Source organism: Streptomyces sp. NPDC046716 (assembly GCF_040645755.1).
Taxonomy (GTDB): domain Bacteria; phylum Actinomycetota; class Actinomycetes; order Streptomycetales; family Streptomycetaceae; genus Streptomyces.
Map to the genome: position 1 here is coordinate 44,219 of NZ_JBEYYU010000017.1, position 16,589 is coordinate 60,807.

A 16,589-nucleotide genomic window follows, 5' to 3' on the forward strand; every position below is an offset into this window, starting at 1 on the left:
ACACGTTCAAAAACCTGGGGGGTTCCGTGTTCCGTACCGCTGTCTTCTCCTGCGCGCTCACGCTTCTGGCCATGGCGGCGAGCGGGTGCATGACCCGTTACGAGTCGTGCGGACCCGAGGGCCCCTCGCCCGCCGGGCTGACCTCGTCCGACCTCGTCGGGAGCTGGCGCGGCGACCCGAGGGGACACCTCGAACTGCGCGCCGCGGGAGCCGCCACCCTCACCGACTGGCCCGCCGACGCCACCCCGTTCGGCGATCTCGCGCCCGACGAGCGGCCCGGTCTCTCGAACGGCACGTGGTCGCTCACGCCGGGCATGGAGCAGGGCAGACTCCGGCTCGACCTGGACTTCCTCGACGACCCGGCCGCCCCCGAGGGCGGCGGCACCGTCCTGACGTACGACGTCAGCGGCACCCGCGCCCACCCGGTCCTGTACATGTACACGTCCGACCCGGACCGGTGCGAGTTCCACACCCTGCGCCGGTGAGGCCCGCTCCTGCTACCGGGCGCTCCACTGCTCGGGGCGGGTCAGATCGTCCGGGACGCGGGTGGCCGAGTCCCCGCGCGCCGCGTTCAGCTGGGCCTGGGTGAGGAAGAGGGCGCCGCGCAGGTCGGCGCCCTCGATCCGGGCATCGCGCAGGTCGGCACCGATCAGGTCCGCGGCACGCAGGTCGGCTCCGGTCAGGTCGGCGGCGACGAGGAGGGTGCCGCGCAGATTGGCGCCGCGCAGGTCTGCCCTGCGCAGGCGGGCGCCCATCAGGTCCGCGCCGCGGTGGTTCTTCTTGCGGCCCGGAACGGCGGCGCGCTCCAGTTCGCTCGCCTTCAGCAGCAGCGTGTTGACGTCGGCGCGGATCGTGGGGACGTCGGCGGCGAGGAGTTCGTCGGCGCCCGCGCGCGTGAGGCGGTCGATGTCGGTGCGGGCGCGGCGCGCGTCCCGGTGCACGGGGGCGGCGCGCGGCAGGTCCAGGACGTCGGTCAAGTACCGCAACAGCTCCTGCAGTTGCCGCATCACCGGGAAGACCTCGTACATGGTGCGCGCGGTCTGCGGCCGCTCGCGCCAGCTGACGCCCTCGAAGGTGATCTGGGAGACCTTCTGCCCGGCGCCGAAACAGTCGAACACCGTGCAGCCCCGGTAGCCCTCGTCGCGCAGCCGCGCGTGGATGCCGCAGCGGAAGTCCTCCTGGAGGTTGCGGCAGGCCGTGCCCGCGTTCTTGTCCGCCGCGAAGTCGTGGGACTTGGCGAAGGGCAGCGCCACGCAGCACAGGCCGAAGCAGCTGCCGCAGTCGGCACGCAGGGCGGCACGCGGATCGGTGCGGTCGGAGGCGGGCTCGGAAGCGGAGCCGGAGGAGGTCACGCCCCCATTGTCACCGATCGACGGCGTACGCCCCCTTGTGGGGGGCCCGGGGGCGCGCAACCGTGGACGCGACCGGCACCGCCCCAGACCTCCAGGAGTCGACGTGGCCTCCTCCCACTCCTCCCGCTCCCCCCACTCCCCCCGTTCCCCCCGTCCTGCCCGATCGCCCTTGCAGCCGTCGTCGGAGTCGGCGTTCCGGCTCCCGCACGAGCTGCACGGCGACGGGCCGCACAAGGTGATCGCGGTGCACGGCTGGTTCGCCGACCGTGCCGCGTTCGCGCCGATCGTGCCCGATCTGGACCGCGAGACGTTCCAGTACGCGCTCGTGGACCTGCGGGGCTACGGCGAGGCGAAGGACGTGCCGGGCGCGTACACGACGGCCGAGGGCGCCGCGGACGTCCTGGACCTCGCGGACCGGCTCGGCTGGCGGCGGTTCTCGCTGATCGGGCACTCGATGGGCGCCAGTGTGGCGCAGCGCGTGGTGGCGGCGGCCGAGGAGCGGGTGCGCCGTCTCGTGGGCGTCTCGCCGGTTCCCGCGTCGGGCCTGCCGCTGCCGCCCGAGCAGTGGGAGCTGTTCTCGACGGCGGACACCAGGCCGGGCAACCGGCGCGCGATCCTCGACGTCACCACGGGCGGCGTCCGCCCGGCTGCCTGGCTGGACCGGATGGTGCGCCGCTCGCTGGAGCGCAGCGACGCCAAGGCGTTCCGGAGCTGGCTCGACTCGTGGACCGGCGACGACTTCCACACGGGTGTCGAGGGCTCGACGGTGCCGGCGCTCGCGGTGACCGGTCAGCTCGACCCGGCGCTCCCGGCGGACCTGATGCGGGCGACGTGGCTGCGCTGGTTCGTCCGCGGCGAGCTGGTCGACCTGCCGGTGTGCGGGCACTACGCGATGGACGAGGCACCGCTCGCGCTGATCCGGGTCGCGGAGGACTTCCTGCGGGCGGACCGGGCATGACGACGCGGCCGGACATCCCCGACGTCTTCGACCCGCGGGTGTACGCGCACGGCGTCCCGCACGACCGCTACCGCGTGCTGCGCGACCACCGTCCGGTCTCCTGGCAGGCCGAGCCGGCGGTCCTCGGCTGGCCGGAGGGGCCCGGGTTCTGGGCGGTGACCCGGCACGCGGACGTCGTCCGGGTCCTGAAGGACTCCTCGGCGTACTCCTCGGCGCTGGGCGCGACGCAGATCCGCGACCCCGACCCCGCTGACCTGCCCTTCATCCGCTCCATGATGCTGAACCAGGACCCGCCGGCGCACGGACGGCTGCGCCGCCTGGTGAGCCGGGCGTTCACGCCGCGCCGGGTGGAGGCCTTCGAGCGGGCGGCCCGGGAGCGGGCGGCGTCCCTACTGACCAAGGCGGTCGCGGGGCACGACGTGGTGGACCTGGTCGCGACGGTCACCGACGACTACGCCCTGCTCAACCTCGCCGATCTGCTCGGCGTCCCGGAGTCGGACCGCACCCTGATGCTGGACTGGACGCGCCGCGTCATCGGATACCAGGACCCGGACGAGGCGGCGGACGATCCCCAGGACGGCCCACGGGTGAACCCGCGCTCGCCCGCCGCGCTGGCCGACATGTTCGCGTACGCGGACGAACTGACCGCCCACAAGCGGGCGCACCCGGCCGACGACGTGCTGACGACGCTCGCCGCCGACCCCGAACTCACCGCGTCCGAACGGCAGATGTTCTTCTTCCTGCTCACGGTCGCGGGCAACGACACGGTCCGCGGCGCGGCCCCGGGCGCCCTCGCCCTGCTGGCCGGGGAACCGGCCGCGTACCGGCGGCTGCGCACCGGAGCGGTGGACCCGACGACGGCGACGGACGAGCTGCTGCGCCGCCATCCGCCCGTCCTCACCTTCCGCCGCACGGCCACCGAGGACACCCGGCTGGCCGGCGTCCGGATCGCCAGGGGCGACAAGGTCGTCGTCCTGCACGCCTCCGCCAACCACGACGAACGGGTCTGGCCCGACCCCTTCACCCTCGACCTGACCCGCACCCCGAACCCCCATGTGTCGTTCGGCGACGGCCCGCACGTCTGCCTCGGCGCGCACTTCGCCCGGCTCCAACTGCGCGTGCTGTACGAGGAGGTGGGGCGGGCCCTGCCCGAGCTGACGCTCGCGGGGACGCCGCGCCGCCTCGTGTCGAACTTCATCAACGGAATCAAGACACTTCCGGTAAGGCCGAGTTGACGGGCCAGTCGCCTTCGGTCGAACTCGGGCAAGAAGCGCAAAGTCCCGTTTTCCCGCCACTCGTGCGTCCTACATTGGCCGCTCGGTTCACGCACGTTGGTGGACCGTGGGGGCGAAATCGGGGGAACGAGATGGATCCGGTAACGGCTGTCGCCGCCGCGAGCGTCGCGCTCGTGGCCAAGGGAGCACTGGAGAGCGCCGCCCAGGAGGCCGGGCGCGCGGGCTGGGCCGGGGGCGCCCGGCTGCTCGAGCGCCTCCGCGCGCGGTTCCGCGGCGACCACGCCGCCGAGGCCGCGCTCGAGGGGGTCACCCGGGCGCCCGACGACGAGGGCGCCCTGGCGCACCTCGAGCGCCTGCTCGCCGCGCACATGCTGCGCGACCACGCCTTCGAGGCGGAGCTGCGCCGCGTCGTGGCCGAGGCCGAGGCCGCCCGGACCAAGGGGTCGCAGGTCAGCGCCGGGGTCATCAAGAACGCCACGGTGTTCAACGAGAAGGTCGAGATCCAGGGCGACTGGAACATCTCCTAGCCTTCGCTCACCGTCCGCACCGCGACCGTCCGCCGTCGGCGCGTCCCTGACGCCTGCCGTCCGCAGGACCGGTGCCCCGCACGGAAGACCGAGATCCTTTGGACGAGGAAGCAGCATCCGAGCCCCGGTCGGCCGCCGACGCCGACGGCGCTCCCACGGACTCCGCACCCGCCGCGGCGGAGTCACCCGGGACCGGGCCCCGCCCCTTCGACGAGGAGCGGGACGGGCCCGTCAGCGAGCAGGACGCGCTGCGCTCGCTCGCCGCGGGCGCCGGGCCCGACGAGGCGGAGCGCTCCGAGGCGCGGCGGGCCGCCGCGATCGCCGACCTGATCGCCGCCCGGCTCGGCGACGACGCGGCGGGGACCCGGATCGGCACGCTCGCCCTGTTCCACGACTCCGTCAGCTTCGGCGGCGGCTTCCACACCGGCGGCGGGCGTCCGGCCCGGGGCTCCGGCGCGACCGTCGCCCTCGACGCCGTCGAACTGGCCGACCACACCGAGCTGTTCGTGCAGCCCCCGGGGTACGACACCGCTCTGGGCGACCTGGGCGAGCAGGCGCTGCTCGTGCTGACCGGACCGCCCGGCAGCGGGCGCGCGGCCACCGCCGTCAATCTGCTGTCCGAGGCCGTGGCGCTCGGCGGGGCCCGGGACGGCGGCTGCCACCGGCTGCTCGATCCGGCGGTCCTGGCCGACCCCGGCTGGACGCCGCCCGCGAAGGACTGCGGCTATCTCGCGGAGGTCGACGAGGGCCCGGCGGGGGCCGAGCCGTTCGGGGTGCGGCGGCTGACGTCGCTCGCCGCCGCGCTGCGGGCGTCCGGCTGCCGTCTCGTCCTGACCGGCGGCCACGACCTGGCGCTCGCCGCCACCGGGGAGGCCGGCACCGAGCCGTACGGCCGGTACGCGCTCGCTCCGCTCGACCCGCTCCTCGTGCTGGAGCGGCGGGTGCTCGGCCACGGCCCCGAGCCCGAGGCGCGGGCCCGGCTGCGCGCGCTCCTGGACTCCTGCGACGCCACCCGCGCCCTGCGCGAGCAGCCCGCGGCCCGGCACGCGGTACGGCTCGCGTCCGTGATCACCGCCGACGGCGACCTGGCCGCGACGGTCGCGGCGCTGCGTGATCCGAGCGACCAGGTCAGGGCCTGGTTCCAGCAGCACCGATCGCCCGCGGCGGTGGCCTTCGCGCTCGCCGCCGCCGTACTGGAGGGCAGCGGCTACCTCACGGTCGCCGAGGCGGCGGTGAAGCTGCACGCCGCGCTGACCCCGCCCGAACCGGTCCCGCCCGACCTGCGCTTCGCCGACCGGCTCGGCCACGAGCAGCAGTGGATCGGGGTCGACCACGCGGCGGACGGTGCGCCCCTGGTGCGGTTCCGCAGTCCGCTGCTGGGCCAGGCGGTCCTGATTCACGCGTGGACCACCCTGGACGGGCGCCGGAACGCCGTCCTCGACTGGCTGCGGCGGCTGCTCGGCCACCGCGACCTGGAGGTGCGGGCCCGCGCCTCCGTCGCCGCCGGAGTGCTGTCCTGGGCCGACCACCACTACGCGGTGCACCGGTTCCTCACCGCGTGGGCGGGCAGCACGTCGTGGCCGCAGCGGCAGGGCGCGGCGACCGCGCTCGGGGTGGCCGGCAGCCGCCCCGCGTCCGCGGACGCCGTCTGGGAGCTGCTGGACGGCTGGGCGCGCGGCGGCAGTTCGGCGTACGAGCGGCGGCTCGCGGGGACCGCGGCGAACGCCGTGGGCACCCTCCTCGGCCGCGCCGCGCCCGACCGCGCCGTCGAGGTGCTGCGCGCGGCGCTCGACCGGGGCGACGACTGGGGAACGCTGCCGTACGTGGCGTGGGGCGGCGTCCACCTGCTGCACCAGGGGCAGGCGTCCGCGCTCCTGGACGCCCATCTGGAGTGGTCCGCGCCGCAGGACCACTCCCCCATGGTCAACAAGACGCTCTCCGCGTTCGTCTTCGCGGTGTCCCGGCCGTACGAGCGTCCGGCCGGGACCCCGGAGACCGTCAGAGGGGTGCCGGGGGTGCCGGTCCTGCTCAGCCGGTTCCGCGCGCACAGCGCGCAGTTGACCGAGCTGTGGGCGCGGGCGCTGGCCCGCAGCCCGGTGCAGGACGCGGCGCTGCCCGCGCTGCGGGAGTGGATCGACACCTTCGCGCCGCTGTGCCCCGGCGCGCTCGACGACATCGCGGAGCTGCTGCGCGGTGTGGCCCGCCGGCCGGGCAAGCACCGCGAGCGGCTGCGCTGGTGGCTGGAGAAATGGGCGGCGGACCGCGACCGGCCGTCGTCGGGCTCGGCCGTACTGCGCCGCCGGGTCTGATCCCCGTACGGAGCACACGACAGATGGACACCGGAGACGGATACGAGAGAGCGAGGTGACAGACAGACCATGCAGGAACAGACCTACGACCCCGTCCTGGAGGTCACGGAGCTGTCCAGGTGGCGTCTGACGAGTCCGCTGCGCCCGCCCGACCCCGGCCGGGCGCTGGTCCTGGTCAGGGACAGCGGCCCGTCGCTGACGGTCCGCAGCGGCGAGGAGATCCCCTCGGCGCGGTACGGCGGCTACCGTTCGGTGCACACCGTGGACCTCGGCGAGCACCGGCTCGTCCTGGACGTCCCGCTGCTCAGCCGGGACCCCACCTTCTCCTTCCGCAGCCGCGTCGACCTGATCTGCGGGGTCACGGACCCGGCGAAGATCGTGGCCCGCGGCATCCGGGACATGAGCGGCGCCCTGTACGGGTTCGTGCGCAAGACGCTGCGCGAGGTGGCCCGCGACTACGACATCGCCGAGTTCCACCAGGCGGAGCGCGCGCTGAACGGCGCGGTGGCGTCGTTCGCCGGCGACGACGCCGTGCGCCTGCGGGGCGTCCACGTCGAGCTGCTGGTCGACGAGGACGAGATCGTCACCAGCGGACGGGAGTTCAGGGACGTCGAGCGCGAGACCCGGCTCTCGCGCATGCGGCGCACCCGGCACGTCGAGATGATGCGCGAGGAGGGCGTCGACGGCCTGATCGCGGAGATCATGGAGAAGGAGGGGCCGCGCGCCGCGCTCGCCTGGATCGAGAAGAGCGACGCGGAGCAGCGCGAGGTCAGGCGCGAGGTCATGCGGATGGTCCTGGAGCGCGGCGACGCCGACCGGGAGCCGTTCGAGCAGACCGAGCTGGAGCGCGCCGTCCTCGACGAGGTGCTGCGCGGCGGCGGGGACGGCCTGTTCTCGACGGCGACCCGACGCGGCCGACTGACCGGATCCCTGTCCCGCGCCCTGGAACCGGGCGCCGGAGACCCGGGCGCCGGGGATCCGGGCGCCGGGTACCCGGATGCCGGGGACCCGCCCGGTGCGCGCGCGTCGTCCGCGCCCGACGGTCCCGGCGGCGCGCCCCGGCCCTCGACGCTCAAGGGCGAGGTGCTGCGGGACGGCCCCCGGCTGCGCGGCACCGGCCGCCGCCCGGCGCCGGACGCGCCGCCGGAGGACGAGCCGCTGCCGCCGCGCGACGGTGCCCCGTCGCCACCGCGCCGCCCCGGGCAGCCGTCCCCGACCGCGCACACCGCACGCGCCGCCGAACCGGCGGGGCCGAGGGCGAGCCGGGTGCGCGGCACCGCCGCACGCCGCACCACCGATCCCGGCAGGGAGCCGCGATGAACCAGCCACCTCCTCCGCCGCTGCCGGCCTCCTGGTCCGCGGCGGCGACCCTCCCGCCTGCGGCCGGACCGGGCCCGGGCGCCCCCGCACCTGGCCGTGGCCCGGTGCCCCAGCTCTACTGGGGCTTCGGCCGCGGCGCGGTCCAGGCGGTGTCCGTGTGGACCGAGCGGGTCCCGGGCCGCGGCGAGGACGCCGAGCCGTTCCTCTGCCACCACTGGGACTCGACGCAGGGCCTGCTCGGCGTCTTCGACGGGTCCGGCGGCGCGGGCGCGGCCCCGGCCTGGCAGACGCCCGACGGCACCGCGCGCACCGGCGCCTGGGTCGGCGCGCGGGCGGCACGGCTCGCCACCGAATGCTGGTTCCACGACGTCGTACGGGACCGCCAGGACCCCGACCAGGACTCGCTGCACGCCTACGTGAAGTACTTCCTGGAGCAGGCGCCGAAACGGCAGAGCAAGATCAGCGGGACCATGCGCCGCCAGCTGCCCACCACGCTGGCCGCACTGCACTACCAGGTCGGCAAGGACGAGACGGAGGCAGACGTCCGTGCGCTGTGGACGGGCGACTCACGGGCCTACGCGCTGCTGCCGCGCAGCGGGCTGCACGTGCTCACCCGCGACCACACCCGGGAGAGCGACGCCCTGGAACTCCTGCGCAGCGACCCGCCGATGACGAACCTCGTCTGCGCCGACCGGGAGTTCGAGGTCGCCGCCCGGACGCTGACACTGCCGCTGCCGTGCGTGCTGGTCGTGGCCACGGACGGCTTCTTCGGCTACGTCCACACCCCCGGCGAGTTCGAGCACCTGCTGCTGCGCACGCTGGAACAGGCGGACTCCGCGTTGAGCTGGGCCGATCTGCTGCGCCGCGAGGTGCAGGCGTACACGGCCGACGACGCCTCGCTCGCGCTGCTGGCCCTCGGCCACCGGGACTTCGGCGAGCTGCGGGCCGACTTCGCGCCCCGACGGGGGCAGTTGACCGATCAGCTGACGCTGGGCCGGCCGGGCGCCCTGGACGGCGCGCCCGGCCAGGGCGCCGACCCGCGGGAGGCCGCGGCCGGGATCAAGGCGTGGCAGGAACAGACCTGGCGGGCGTACCGCCCCGACTACGAGAGGCATCTGCCGCCCGCGCCCGAGGAGTCCGCATGAAACAAGGAGAGGTGATCGCGGGCTACCGCATCACCACCGCGCCCACCAACGCGGGCGGCGGCAAGTGCATCTGGGCCTTCGCGGAGAAGGCCGGGACGGCGTACTTCATCAAGCAGTTCCTGGAGCCGAAGCGGCCCAAGGACGACGCCCGGGACTCGCCGAGCCTGCGGATCCGGCGGCAGCTGGCCCTGGAGTTCGAGGAGCGGCACCGCACGATCATGAAGCGGCTGCGCCCGGACGCCCGGGGCGGCGGCAATCTCGTGCTCGCCACCGACTTCTTCCACGAGGCGAGCACGTACTACAAGGTCACCGAGCGCATCGACACCTCCAGCCTGGAGAAGCCGCAGGCGCTGGAGCCGCGCCAGAAGATGGTGCTGCTCAAGACGCTCGGGACCAGTCTGAAGCAGCTGCACGACATCGACGTGGTGCACGGCGACCTCAAGCCGCTCAACGTGCTGGTGCAGAAGCGGGACGACGCGGCGTTCCACACCGCGAAGCTGATCGACTTCGACGACAGCTACGTCGCCGGGAAGCCGCCCGCGCCCGCGGACATCTCCGGCGACTCGCTGTACGGGGCTCCGGAGTGGCGCCGCTATCTGCGGGAGGACGGCTCCGCCTCGGCCGGTGATCTGACCTGCGCGGTCGACGTGTACGCGCTCGGCCTGATGACGCATCTGTACCTGACCGGTGAACTGCCGCGCCACGACGCGCGGTTCGGCTCCCCGGCCGACGCGGTCGACGGCGGCGACCGGCTGCGGCTCGATCCGCGGCTGTCCGACGTGATCCAGGAGCTGCTGCGGGCCATGACGCAGGGCGACCCGAAGCGCAGGCCCGGCATGACGGCGTATCTGAAGACCCTGTCGGACCCGGACGTCTGCGCGCTGCGGCACCGCCGCCCCGGCACCGTGGCCCCGGAGCGGAAACCGGCCGCCCCCACGGGGTCACCGACGCGGACCAGCCGGATCCGCGCCAACTTCAAGCCCCGGACGGGCGATCCGGCGCCCGCGCCCCGCCCGTCCGCGCCCCCGGCCGAGCCCGCGCCGGAGCCGGCCGCCGCGCCCCGCTCGCCCCGCTCTTCCCGGGTCCGCATCAACCTCGGCGACCGGCGCCGGGACCGCAACGCACCGTGAACCAGGAGCCGTCCATGAATGCCAGCAACGACCAGTACCAGGGCAATCTTCAGTACGCCGTCGACATCGTGTTCTGCATCGACGCGACCGGGAGCATGTACCCGGTCCTCGACACCGTGAAGGCGAGCGCCCTGCAGTTCCACGACCGGCTGAACGACGTCATGGCGAAGAAGGGCAAGGCGATCAGCCAGCTGCGGCTGAAGACCATCGCCTTCCGTGACTTCGGCGACGATCCGGCGTCGGCGATCGAGCAGACCGAGTTCCTGCGCCTGCCGGAGCAGGCGGCGGACTTCGAGCGGTTCGTGCGGAGCATCGACGCGGGCGGCGGCGGCGACATCCCGGAGTCGGGCCTCGAAGCGCTCGCCCTCGCCATCAACTCCCGCTGGGAGACGGGTCTGGACCGCAGGCGGCACGTCATCGTGATGTTCACGGACGCGCCCGCGCACCCGCTGGGCACGGTCGGCGCGTCCGCGCAGTCGTACCCGGCGCACATCCCGCGCAGCATCGACGCCCTCTTCGAGCAGTGGGGATACGCCCGCAGCCAGACCGCCGTCATGGAGCAGTCGGCCAAGCGGCTCGTGCTGTTCGCTCCGGACCAGGATCCGTGGAAGGACCCGATCTCCGAGGAGTGGGACCTCACCCTGCACTTCGAGTCGAAGGCGGGCGAGGGACTGGAGGAGTTCGAGATGGACGAGATCATCGAGACGATCGCGAACAGCCTGTGAAACGGCGACTGGGCTGGGACGACTGCCAGATCACCCTGGCCGAGGGGTGTCTGGAGCTCGCGTGGGAGGGAATCTCCTTCTCCCAGTTCTCGGTCGTGCAGTGCGCCGAGGTCTCGCTGCGCCACCGGTCGCCGGACGGCGAGGGCCAGTTGGTGTTCCGGTTCCGCACGACGCGCAGGGAGACGGCGGACCTGGTCGTGGTCCGGGTCACGGTTCCCGCCGCCGAGGTGCCCGGGGCGCGGGAGCTGGTCGGGGCGCTGCACCACGAGCACGGTGTGCCCGACCGTCCCGCCGACGAGGACGAAACGGTGCGCCTCGAACAGGTACCCGGCGAGGAGGACGGCTGGCTGCTCGCGCCCGCGGGACCGGAGTCCGGAGAGCTCTTCGCCCATGTCATGGACCGGATCGAGAACGATCCGCACTGAGGCCCCGGCGGCCGGGCCAGGAAAGGTGATCAGGGGTGGCGGCAACGGAGAACTGGCGCTGCGGGGACTGCGACACCTTCAACGCTCCCGCGGAGAAGTCCTGCACGATCTGCGGCGGCGGCCGGCGCGCGCCGGGCCCCGCCGCCGCCCCGCCCCGCCGGAGCGCCCCGCGCCCGGCGGCGAAGCGGCCCGCGCAGCCCCGGCCTTCCGCGGCCTGGCGCTGCACCATGTGCGACACGAACAACACCGGGGACGACACGACCTGCCTGGTCTGCGGCGCGGGCTGGAAGTCGGCGGCGAAACCGGTCGCGCGGAAGAAGGGACCGGCCAAGCGGGCCCCCAAGAGGCCGCCGCCGAGGAAGACCGCCGCCGCGGCCGCGAGCAGCCCGCGCCCGGAGAGCCTGTTCCATCCGCCGCCGACCGTGTCGACAGGCTACGTCCCCACCGAACCGCTCCCGGCGCCCGCGCCGCCCCCGGCCCCGGCGCCCTGGACGCCGCCCCCGCCGAGGAAGAAGCCGAACGGCTGCGGGGGCTGTCTGATCGCGCTCGTCGTCGGGGGCGCTCTGCTGTTCGGGGCGCAGACCTACCTGAAGTCGCACGACTCCGGCGGCGACGGCACGGACGGCTCCGGCACCGTCGCGGCCTGCCCGACGCGCATCGCCGACGAGCTGCCCTCGGGCGGCGGGGCCGAGCTGGTCGAGGCGTACCGCACGGAGAACAAGCAGATCACGCTCTGCCGCACGACGGCCGGGGAGCTGTACTACTACGGCGAGTTCAGCGACCACCGCGAGGCGGGCATCGCCATGCGGGCGACGACGACGGGCGACGGCTACGAGGCGACCAACGACCCGTACCGCTACGTCATCCACGGGGATCTGGTGACGATCTACAAGTCGGAGGCGCAGATCGGCGAGGAGACGGTGACCCCCGAACCGTCTCCTCGGTGACCGCTGCCGCCTACTCGGCGGGCTCCAGCTTCAGCGAGATCGAGTTGATGCAGTAGCGCTGGTCCGTGGGGGTCGGATACCCCTCACCCTCGAACACGTGGCCGAGGTGCGATCCGCAGCGCGCACAGCGCACCTCGGTCCGCACCATCCCGTGCGACCGGTCCTCGATCAGCTCCACGGCCGCCGAGTCCTTGGGGTCGTAGAAGCTCGGCCAGCCGCAGTGCGACTCGAACTTCTCGGTGGACGTGAACAGCTCCGTGCCGCAGGCGCGGCAGGAGTACACGCCCTTGGTCTTCGTGTCGGTGTACTCACCGGTGAAGGCGGGCTCGGTGCCGGCCTGGCGCAGTACCGCGTACTCCGCCGGGTTCAGCTCCGCGCGCCACTGCTCGTCCGGCTTCTCGACGTCGTACGCCATGTCGCTCATCCCTTCAGATGGTCCAGGATCCGCGGGCCGAGGTCGGTGACATCGCCCGCGCCCATGGTGAGAACAAGATCCCCCGGCTTGGCCATTCCCGCGACGGCGGCCACGGCGGCGTCGCGGTCAGCGGACCGGGCGGCCTGCACGTCGGCGCCCGCGGCCCGGGCCGCGTCGATGATCAGGTCGCTGGTGATGCCCGGGATCGGGTCCTCGCGGGCCGGGTAGATGTCGAGGACCACCGAGGCGTCGGCGAGGGCGAGGGCGTCGCCCATCTCCTTGCCGAGCTCCTGGGTGCGGGAGAACAGGTGCGGCTGGAAGAGGACGATCAGCCGGGCGTCACCGGCCGCCGAGCGCATCGCCTCGAGGTCGGCCGACATCTCCGTGGGGTGGTGGGCGTAGGAGTCGATGACCTGGACCCCGTTCACCTCGCCCTTGAGCTGGAGGCGGCGCTTGACGCCCGTGTAGGACTTCAGCGCGCCGGCCAGGTTGCGCGACGGGATGCCCATGGCGACGCCCGCCGCGAGCGCCGCGACCGCGTTGTGGGCGTAGTGGCGGCCGGGGACCGAGACGGTGAAGGTGAGCAGCTTGCCGTCGAGCAGGACCGTCACTTCGCTGGTCAGACCGCGCGGGGTGATCTTGTGGATGCGGATGTCCGCCGACTCCGACTCGCCGTACGTGACGACCTTCAGGGACGTGGTGTCGCGGATGCGGCGGGTCAGCTCAGCGGCGCCCGACTGGTCGGCGGCGATCACCAGCGTGCCACCGGGGACGATCTTCGTGGTGAACGTCTCGAAGGACTCGTAGATCTCGTCCATCGACGCGTAGTTGGCGTGGTGGTCGAGCTCGACGTTGAGGATGATCGCGACTTCCGGCGTGTACTTGTGGAAGCTGCGGTCCGACTCGTCGGCCTCGGCCACGAAGAGGTCGCCCGCGCCGTGCAGCGCGTTCGAGCCGGGGGCGTCGAGGTCGCCGCCGATCGCGTACGAGGGCTCGAGGCCGAGCGAGGTCAGCGACACGGCGAGCATCGACGTCGTGGTCGTCTTGCCGTGGGTGCCCGCCACCGCGATGGGGCGCAGGCCGTCCATGAGGGAGGCCAGGGCGTCGGAGCGGTGCACGACCGGGATGCCGAGTTCCCGGGCGCGGGCCAGCTCGGGGTTGTCCTCGCGGATCGCGGAGGAGACCACGACACAGCTGGTGTCGGGGGCCACGTGCGCGGCGTCGTGCCCGATGTGCACGGTGGCGCCGAGCTCGCGCAGGGCCCCGGCCGTGGCGGAATCGCGCGCGTCGCTGCCCGCCACGCGCGCGCCGCGCTGGGTGAGGATCTTGGCGATGCCCGACATTCCGGCGCCGCCGATGCCGATGAAGTGCGGTCGCTCCATGGCGGCGCTGGAATGCGGAAGGCCGGGTGCCATGCGTGTTACTCCCCTGAGGTTTCCGGTGCGTCGTGATCCGCGGCGCGTACGGCCACGGACCGGGCCCAGCCTATTGCCTCGGGACCGGCCGCCCCGCACCCCGCACGGCCCGTGCTACGCCTTGCTGTGCGAGAACAGCTTCAGGACCGGCACGCCGACCTTGTGCCGCGCCTGCGAGGCCCAGTCGCGGTGGAAGAACTCCTCGACGTAGTGCGGGTCGGTCAGCACGATCACCTCGTCCGCCCCCACCTCGTCGACCAGCGCCTTGAGCGCGTTCAGCGGGTGGTCCTCGATGAGCCTGCCCTGCGCGGCGCTGCCCGCCTGGTGCAGGGCGGTCAGGGAGACCTGGAGCGCCTGTTCGGCGGGGCCCTTGGCCTCGTCCCCCTCGGGGACCTCGCCCTCGCGGGCCGCCTCGTCCAGCTCGCCCATCGCCACGTCGTCGATGGCCCGCAGCAGCCGGTCGGCCTGGTCGCCACGGGGCTGGAGCAGCACATGGAAGGCGACCTCTTCGTCACCGTGCAAGGTGGTGACAAACTCCACGTCGGCAGACGTCAGGGCCTTCTCGATCATCAATACGCTCGTGAACACGACGGGCGCCCTTCTTCTCCTACCGTGGGCCGTCCTTCGACGGGTCCCTGCGGAACTGCGGAAACCATCCTGCCCCGTCACCGCACGGGGTCTGCGAGTTTTAGTGTGCCCAGCGAAGACTAAACGGAACAGATCATTCCGTTCAGTGTCGCCTCCGACCGTATCGGGTGAACAGGAAACCGTCCTCCTCCAACAGAGAGACCAGTTCGAAACGTTCCGGCACGCGCAGGGCGGAGCCGCCCGCGATGCGCTGGGCATCGCCGGCGGTGAGCATCGGCGACACCGTCAGGCACAGCTCGTCGAGTACCCCGCCCGCGACGAACTGACCGAGCATCCGCGGCCCGCCCTCGGTGAGCAGCCGCCGGTGCCCGCGCTCGGCGAGCGCGGCGACCGCGAGGCCCGGTGCGACCGTCGCGCCCTCGCCGGCGAGCAGCACCTCGGCGCCCGACGCGCGGGCGGCCTCGATCCGGTCGGCCGGAGCGCCCGAGCCGGTGATCACGTAGGTGGGGGCCAGGGGCTCGGTGAACAGCGGGAGGGTGAAGTCCAGGTCCAGGCTCGCGCTGATCACCGCGATCGACGGGGCGGCGCCCTGCCCGGCAGCGGCGCGGCGGGCGGCGAACGCCTCACGCGCGCGGGCCGGCCGGTATCCCTCCTGGCGGACGGTCTGGGCGCCGACCACCACCACGTCGGCGAGGCCGCGCAGGGTGCCGAAGATCCGCATGTCGGTGTCGTTCGAGATCGGCTGGGAGCGGCCGTCGTGCTGGGCGGCGCCGTCGAGCGTGGAGACCATGTTGGCGCGCAGCCACGGCCGCCCGGCGGCCTCCGCCGGATAGGCGTAGGCGTCGGCGAGCGCGTCCAGGCTCCACTCGCCGCCGCGGGGCTCCTCCCGGCCCAGGTGATCTGCTGTTTCGTACGTCACAGGGAACAGGCGTCGCATGACGTGCAGTGTGGCACGGCCATTAAGCTGATGAGCTGTGTCGTCCTCCACCCAGTCGTCCTCCGCCCACGGGCCTTCCGCCCCCGCCTCCCCGCACTCCCTGTGCGCCCGCGAGCCGCACGTCCCCGCGGAGCGCCTGGTCGCGGAGATGGTGCCGCCGCCCCGTTTCGCGTCGGCCCGCTTCGACACCTACCTCCCGGATCCGAACCAGCCGAGCCAGACCCGGGCGGTCGAGGTCCTCGGCTCCTTCGCCGCCGGACTCGGCGGCGCGCACTCCTCCGGTTCGGGCAGGCGGAAGTGGTTCGCCAAGAAGCCGGCCGCCCCCACCGGCCCCCGCGGGGTCTACCTCGACGGCGGCTACGGCGTCGGCAAGACCCACCTCCTCGCCTCCCTCTGGCACGCGACGCCGGCCGAGCCCGCGCTCAAGGCGTTCGGCACCTTCGTCGAACTGACGAACCTGGTCGGCGCCCTCGGCTTCCAGCAGACGGTGAAGACGCTCGGCGGACACCGTCTGCTGTGCATCGACGAGTTCGAGCTCGACGACCCGGGCGACACCGTCCTCGTCTCCTCGCTCCTCGCCCGCCTCGTGGAGTCGGGCGTCGCGCTCGCCGCCACCTCCAACACGCTGCCCGGCAAGCTGGGCGAGGGCCGGTTCGCCGCCGTGGACTTCCTGCGCGAGATCCAGGGCCTGTCCGCGCACTTCCGGCCGCTGCGCATCGACGGCGAGGACTATCGCCACCGGGGCCTGCCCGAGGCTCCGCCGCCGTTCTCGGACGAGCAGGTCACCCGGGCCGCGTACGCCACCGAGGGCGCCTCGCTCGACGCCTTCCCGCAGCTCCTCGAACACCTCGCACGGGTGCACCCGAGCCGGTACGGCGCGCTGACGGACGATCTGACGGCGGTCTGCCTGACCGGCGTGTCCGCCGTGCCCGACCAGTCCACGGCGCTGCGCCTGGTCGTCCTGGCCGACCGGCTCTACGACCGGGAGATCCCGGTGCTCGCGGCGGGCGAGCCGTTCGACCGGCTGTTCAGCGAGGAGATGCTGAACGGCGGCTACCGCAAGAAGTACTTCCGCGCCATATCCCGGCTCACCGCGCTGGCCCGGGACGCCAAGGGGCTGGTCGACGCCTGAGGTACCGCGCCCCGGCCGTCTGCCGGGGC

General features: G+C 73.6%; 17 protein-coding genes. 12 read left to right on the top strand and 5 right to left on the bottom strand.

Annotated elements, in window-relative coordinates; genetic code table 11:
* Positions 1-26 precede the first annotated feature (26 nt).
* Complete coding sequence (locus ABZ930_RS15455) at positions 27-485, top strand: hypothetical protein (protein WP_361547356.1); 459 nt, start codon at positions 27-29, stop codon at positions 483-485.
* Positions 486-497: 12 nt separating this feature from the next.
* Here ABZ930_RS15455 and ABZ930_RS15460 read toward each other — a convergent pair whose 3' ends face one another.
* The gene (locus ABZ930_RS15460; RefSeq protein WP_361547359.1) at positions 498-1,352 is read right to left on the bottom strand and encodes a pentapeptide repeat-containing protein; all 855 of its coding nucleotides are present in this window, start codon (positions 1,350-1,352) and stop codon (positions 498-500) included.
* A 169-nt stretch (positions 1,353-1,521) separates the two neighbouring features.
* Between ABZ930_RS15460 and ABZ930_RS15465 the strand changes: the two genes are divergently transcribed.
* The 10 genes from ABZ930_RS15465 (at position 1,522) to ABZ930_RS15510 (ending at position 12,073) form a co-directional block, all read left to right on the top strand.
* Positions 1,522-2,310, top strand: a complete 789-nt coding sequence (locus tag ABZ930_RS15465) for an alpha/beta hydrolase (RefSeq protein ID WP_361547361.1) — start codon at positions 1,522-1,524, stop codon at positions 2,308-2,310.
* Positions 2,307-3,545 (top strand): cytochrome P450, encoded by a 1,239-nt coding sequence (locus ABZ930_RS15470; RefSeq protein WP_361547364.1) that lies wholly within the window; start codon positions 2,307-2,309, stop codon positions 3,543-3,545. The genes ABZ930_RS15465 and ABZ930_RS15470 overlap by 4 nt, the downstream gene beginning before the upstream one ends.
* Positions 3,546-3,676: 131 nt before the next feature.
* Complete coding sequence (locus ABZ930_RS15475) at positions 3,677-4,072, top strand: hypothetical protein (RefSeq protein ID WP_361547367.1); 396 nt, start codon at positions 3,677-3,679, stop codon at positions 4,070-4,072.
* 98 nt (positions 4,073-4,170) lie between these two features.
* The gene (locus ABZ930_RS15480; RefSeq protein ID WP_361547369.1) at positions 4,171-6,381 is read left to right on the top strand and encodes a hypothetical protein; all 2,211 of its coding nucleotides are present in this window, start codon (positions 4,171-4,173) and stop codon (positions 6,379-6,381) included.
* 69 nt (positions 6,382-6,450) lie between these two features.
* Positions 6,451-7,701: a hypothetical protein gene (locus ABZ930_RS15485; protein ID WP_361547372.1), complete on the top strand. Its 1,251-nt coding sequence runs from the start codon at positions 6,451-6,453 to the stop codon at positions 7,699-7,701.
* Positions 7,698-8,846, top strand: coding sequence for a serine/threonine protein phosphatase (locus tag ABZ930_RS15490; RefSeq protein ID WP_361547375.1), 1,149 nt, complete (start codon positions 7,698-7,700; stop codon positions 8,844-8,846). Before ABZ930_RS15485 ends, ABZ930_RS15490 begins: the two co-directional genes overlap by 4 nt.
* Positions 8,843-9,976: a lipopolysaccharide kinase InaA family protein gene (locus ABZ930_RS15495; protein WP_361547378.1), complete on the top strand. Its 1,134-nt coding sequence runs from the start codon at positions 8,843-8,845 to the stop codon at positions 9,974-9,976. Before ABZ930_RS15490 ends, ABZ930_RS15495 begins: the two co-directional genes overlap by 4 nt.
* Before the next feature lie 14 nt (positions 9,977-9,990).
* Positions 9,991-10,701, top strand: coding sequence for a vWA domain-containing protein (locus ABZ930_RS15500; protein ID WP_361547381.1), 711 nt, complete (start codon positions 9,991-9,993; stop codon positions 10,699-10,701).
* On the top strand, positions 10,698-11,126 hold the full coding sequence (locus ABZ930_RS15505; RefSeq protein ID WP_361547384.1) for a hypothetical protein: 429 nt from the start codon (positions 10,698-10,700) through the stop codon (positions 11,124-11,126). Before ABZ930_RS15500 ends, ABZ930_RS15505 begins: the two co-directional genes overlap by 4 nt.
* A gap of 35 nt (positions 11,127-11,161) precedes the next feature.
* Complete coding sequence (locus ABZ930_RS15510) at positions 11,162-12,073, top strand: hypothetical protein (RefSeq protein WP_361547387.1); 912 nt, start codon at positions 11,162-11,164, stop codon at positions 12,071-12,073.
* A 10-nt stretch (positions 12,074-12,083) separates the two neighbouring features.
* Here ABZ930_RS15510 and msrB read toward each other — a convergent pair whose 3' ends face one another.
* The 4 genes from msrB to ABZ930_RS15530 form a co-directional block, all read right to left on the bottom strand.
* A complete protein-coding gene (gene msrB / locus ABZ930_RS15515; protein WP_361547580.1) occupies positions 12,084-12,488 on the bottom strand; it encodes a peptide-methionine (R)-S-oxide reductase MsrB in 405 nt (134 codons plus the stop codon).
* Positions 12,489-12,493: 5 nt separating this feature from the next.
* Positions 12,494-13,903, bottom strand: coding sequence for a UDP-N-acetylmuramate--L-alanine ligase (murC, locus tag ABZ930_RS15520; RefSeq protein ID WP_361547390.1), 1,410 nt, complete (start codon positions 13,901-13,903; stop codon positions 12,494-12,496).
* 114 nt (positions 13,904-14,017) lie between these two features.
* The gene (locus tag ABZ930_RS15525) at positions 14,018-14,491 is read right to left on the bottom strand and encodes an indole-3-glycerol phosphate synthase (RefSeq protein ID WP_361547393.1); all 474 of its coding nucleotides are present in this window, start codon (positions 14,489-14,491) and stop codon (positions 14,018-14,020) included.
* A 142-nt stretch (positions 14,492-14,633) separates the two neighbouring features.
* Complete coding sequence (locus ABZ930_RS15530; RefSeq protein ID WP_361547396.1) at positions 14,634-15,428, bottom strand: pyrimidine reductase family protein; 795 nt, start codon at positions 15,426-15,428, stop codon at positions 14,634-14,636.
* Between the two features lie 37 nt (positions 15,429-15,465).
* Between ABZ930_RS15530 and zapE the strand changes: the two genes are divergently transcribed.
* Positions 15,466-16,560: a cell division protein ZapE gene (zapE, locus tag ABZ930_RS15535; protein WP_361547399.1), complete on the top strand. Its 1,095-nt coding sequence runs from the start codon at positions 15,466-15,468 to the stop codon at positions 16,558-16,560.
* The last annotated feature ends 29 nt before the right edge of the window (positions 16,561-16,589 follow it).

Excerpts from the sequence above, each read along its gene's own strand:
- ABZ930_RS15495 (WP_361547378.1), top strand. The coding sequence starts at position 8,843 with ATGAAACAAGGAGAGGTGATCGCGGGCTACCGCATCACCACCGCGCCC.
- msrB (WP_361547580.1), bottom strand. The coding sequence starts at position 12,488 with ATGGCGTACGACGTCGAGAAGCCGGACGAGCAGTGGCGCGCGGAGCTG.
- ABZ930_RS15500 (WP_361547381.1), top strand. The coding sequence starts at position 9,991 with ATGAATGCCAGCAACGACCAGTACCAGGGCAATCTTCAGTACGCCGTC.
- ABZ930_RS15490 (WP_361547375.1), top strand. The coding sequence starts at position 7,698 with ATGAACCAGCCACCTCCTCCGCCGCTGCCGGCCTCCTGGTCCGCGGCG.
- ABZ930_RS15530 (WP_361547396.1), bottom strand. The coding sequence starts at position 15,428 with ATGCGACGCCTGTTCCCTGTGACGTACGAAACAGCAGATCACCTGGGC.
- ABZ930_RS15475 (WP_361547367.1), top strand. The coding sequence starts at position 3,677 with ATGGATCCGGTAACGGCTGTCGCCGCCGCGAGCGTCGCGCTCGTGGCC.
- murC (WP_361547390.1), bottom strand. The coding sequence starts at position 13,903 with ATGGCACCCGGCCTTCCGCATTCCAGCGCCGCCATGGAGCGACCGCAC.
- ABZ930_RS15485 (WP_361547372.1), top strand. The coding sequence starts at position 6,451 with ATGCAGGAACAGACCTACGACCCCGTCCTGGAGGTCACGGAGCTGTCC.
- ABZ930_RS15470 (WP_361547364.1), top strand. The coding sequence starts at position 2,307 with ATGACGACGCGGCCGGACATCCCCGACGTCTTCGACCCGCGGGTGTAC.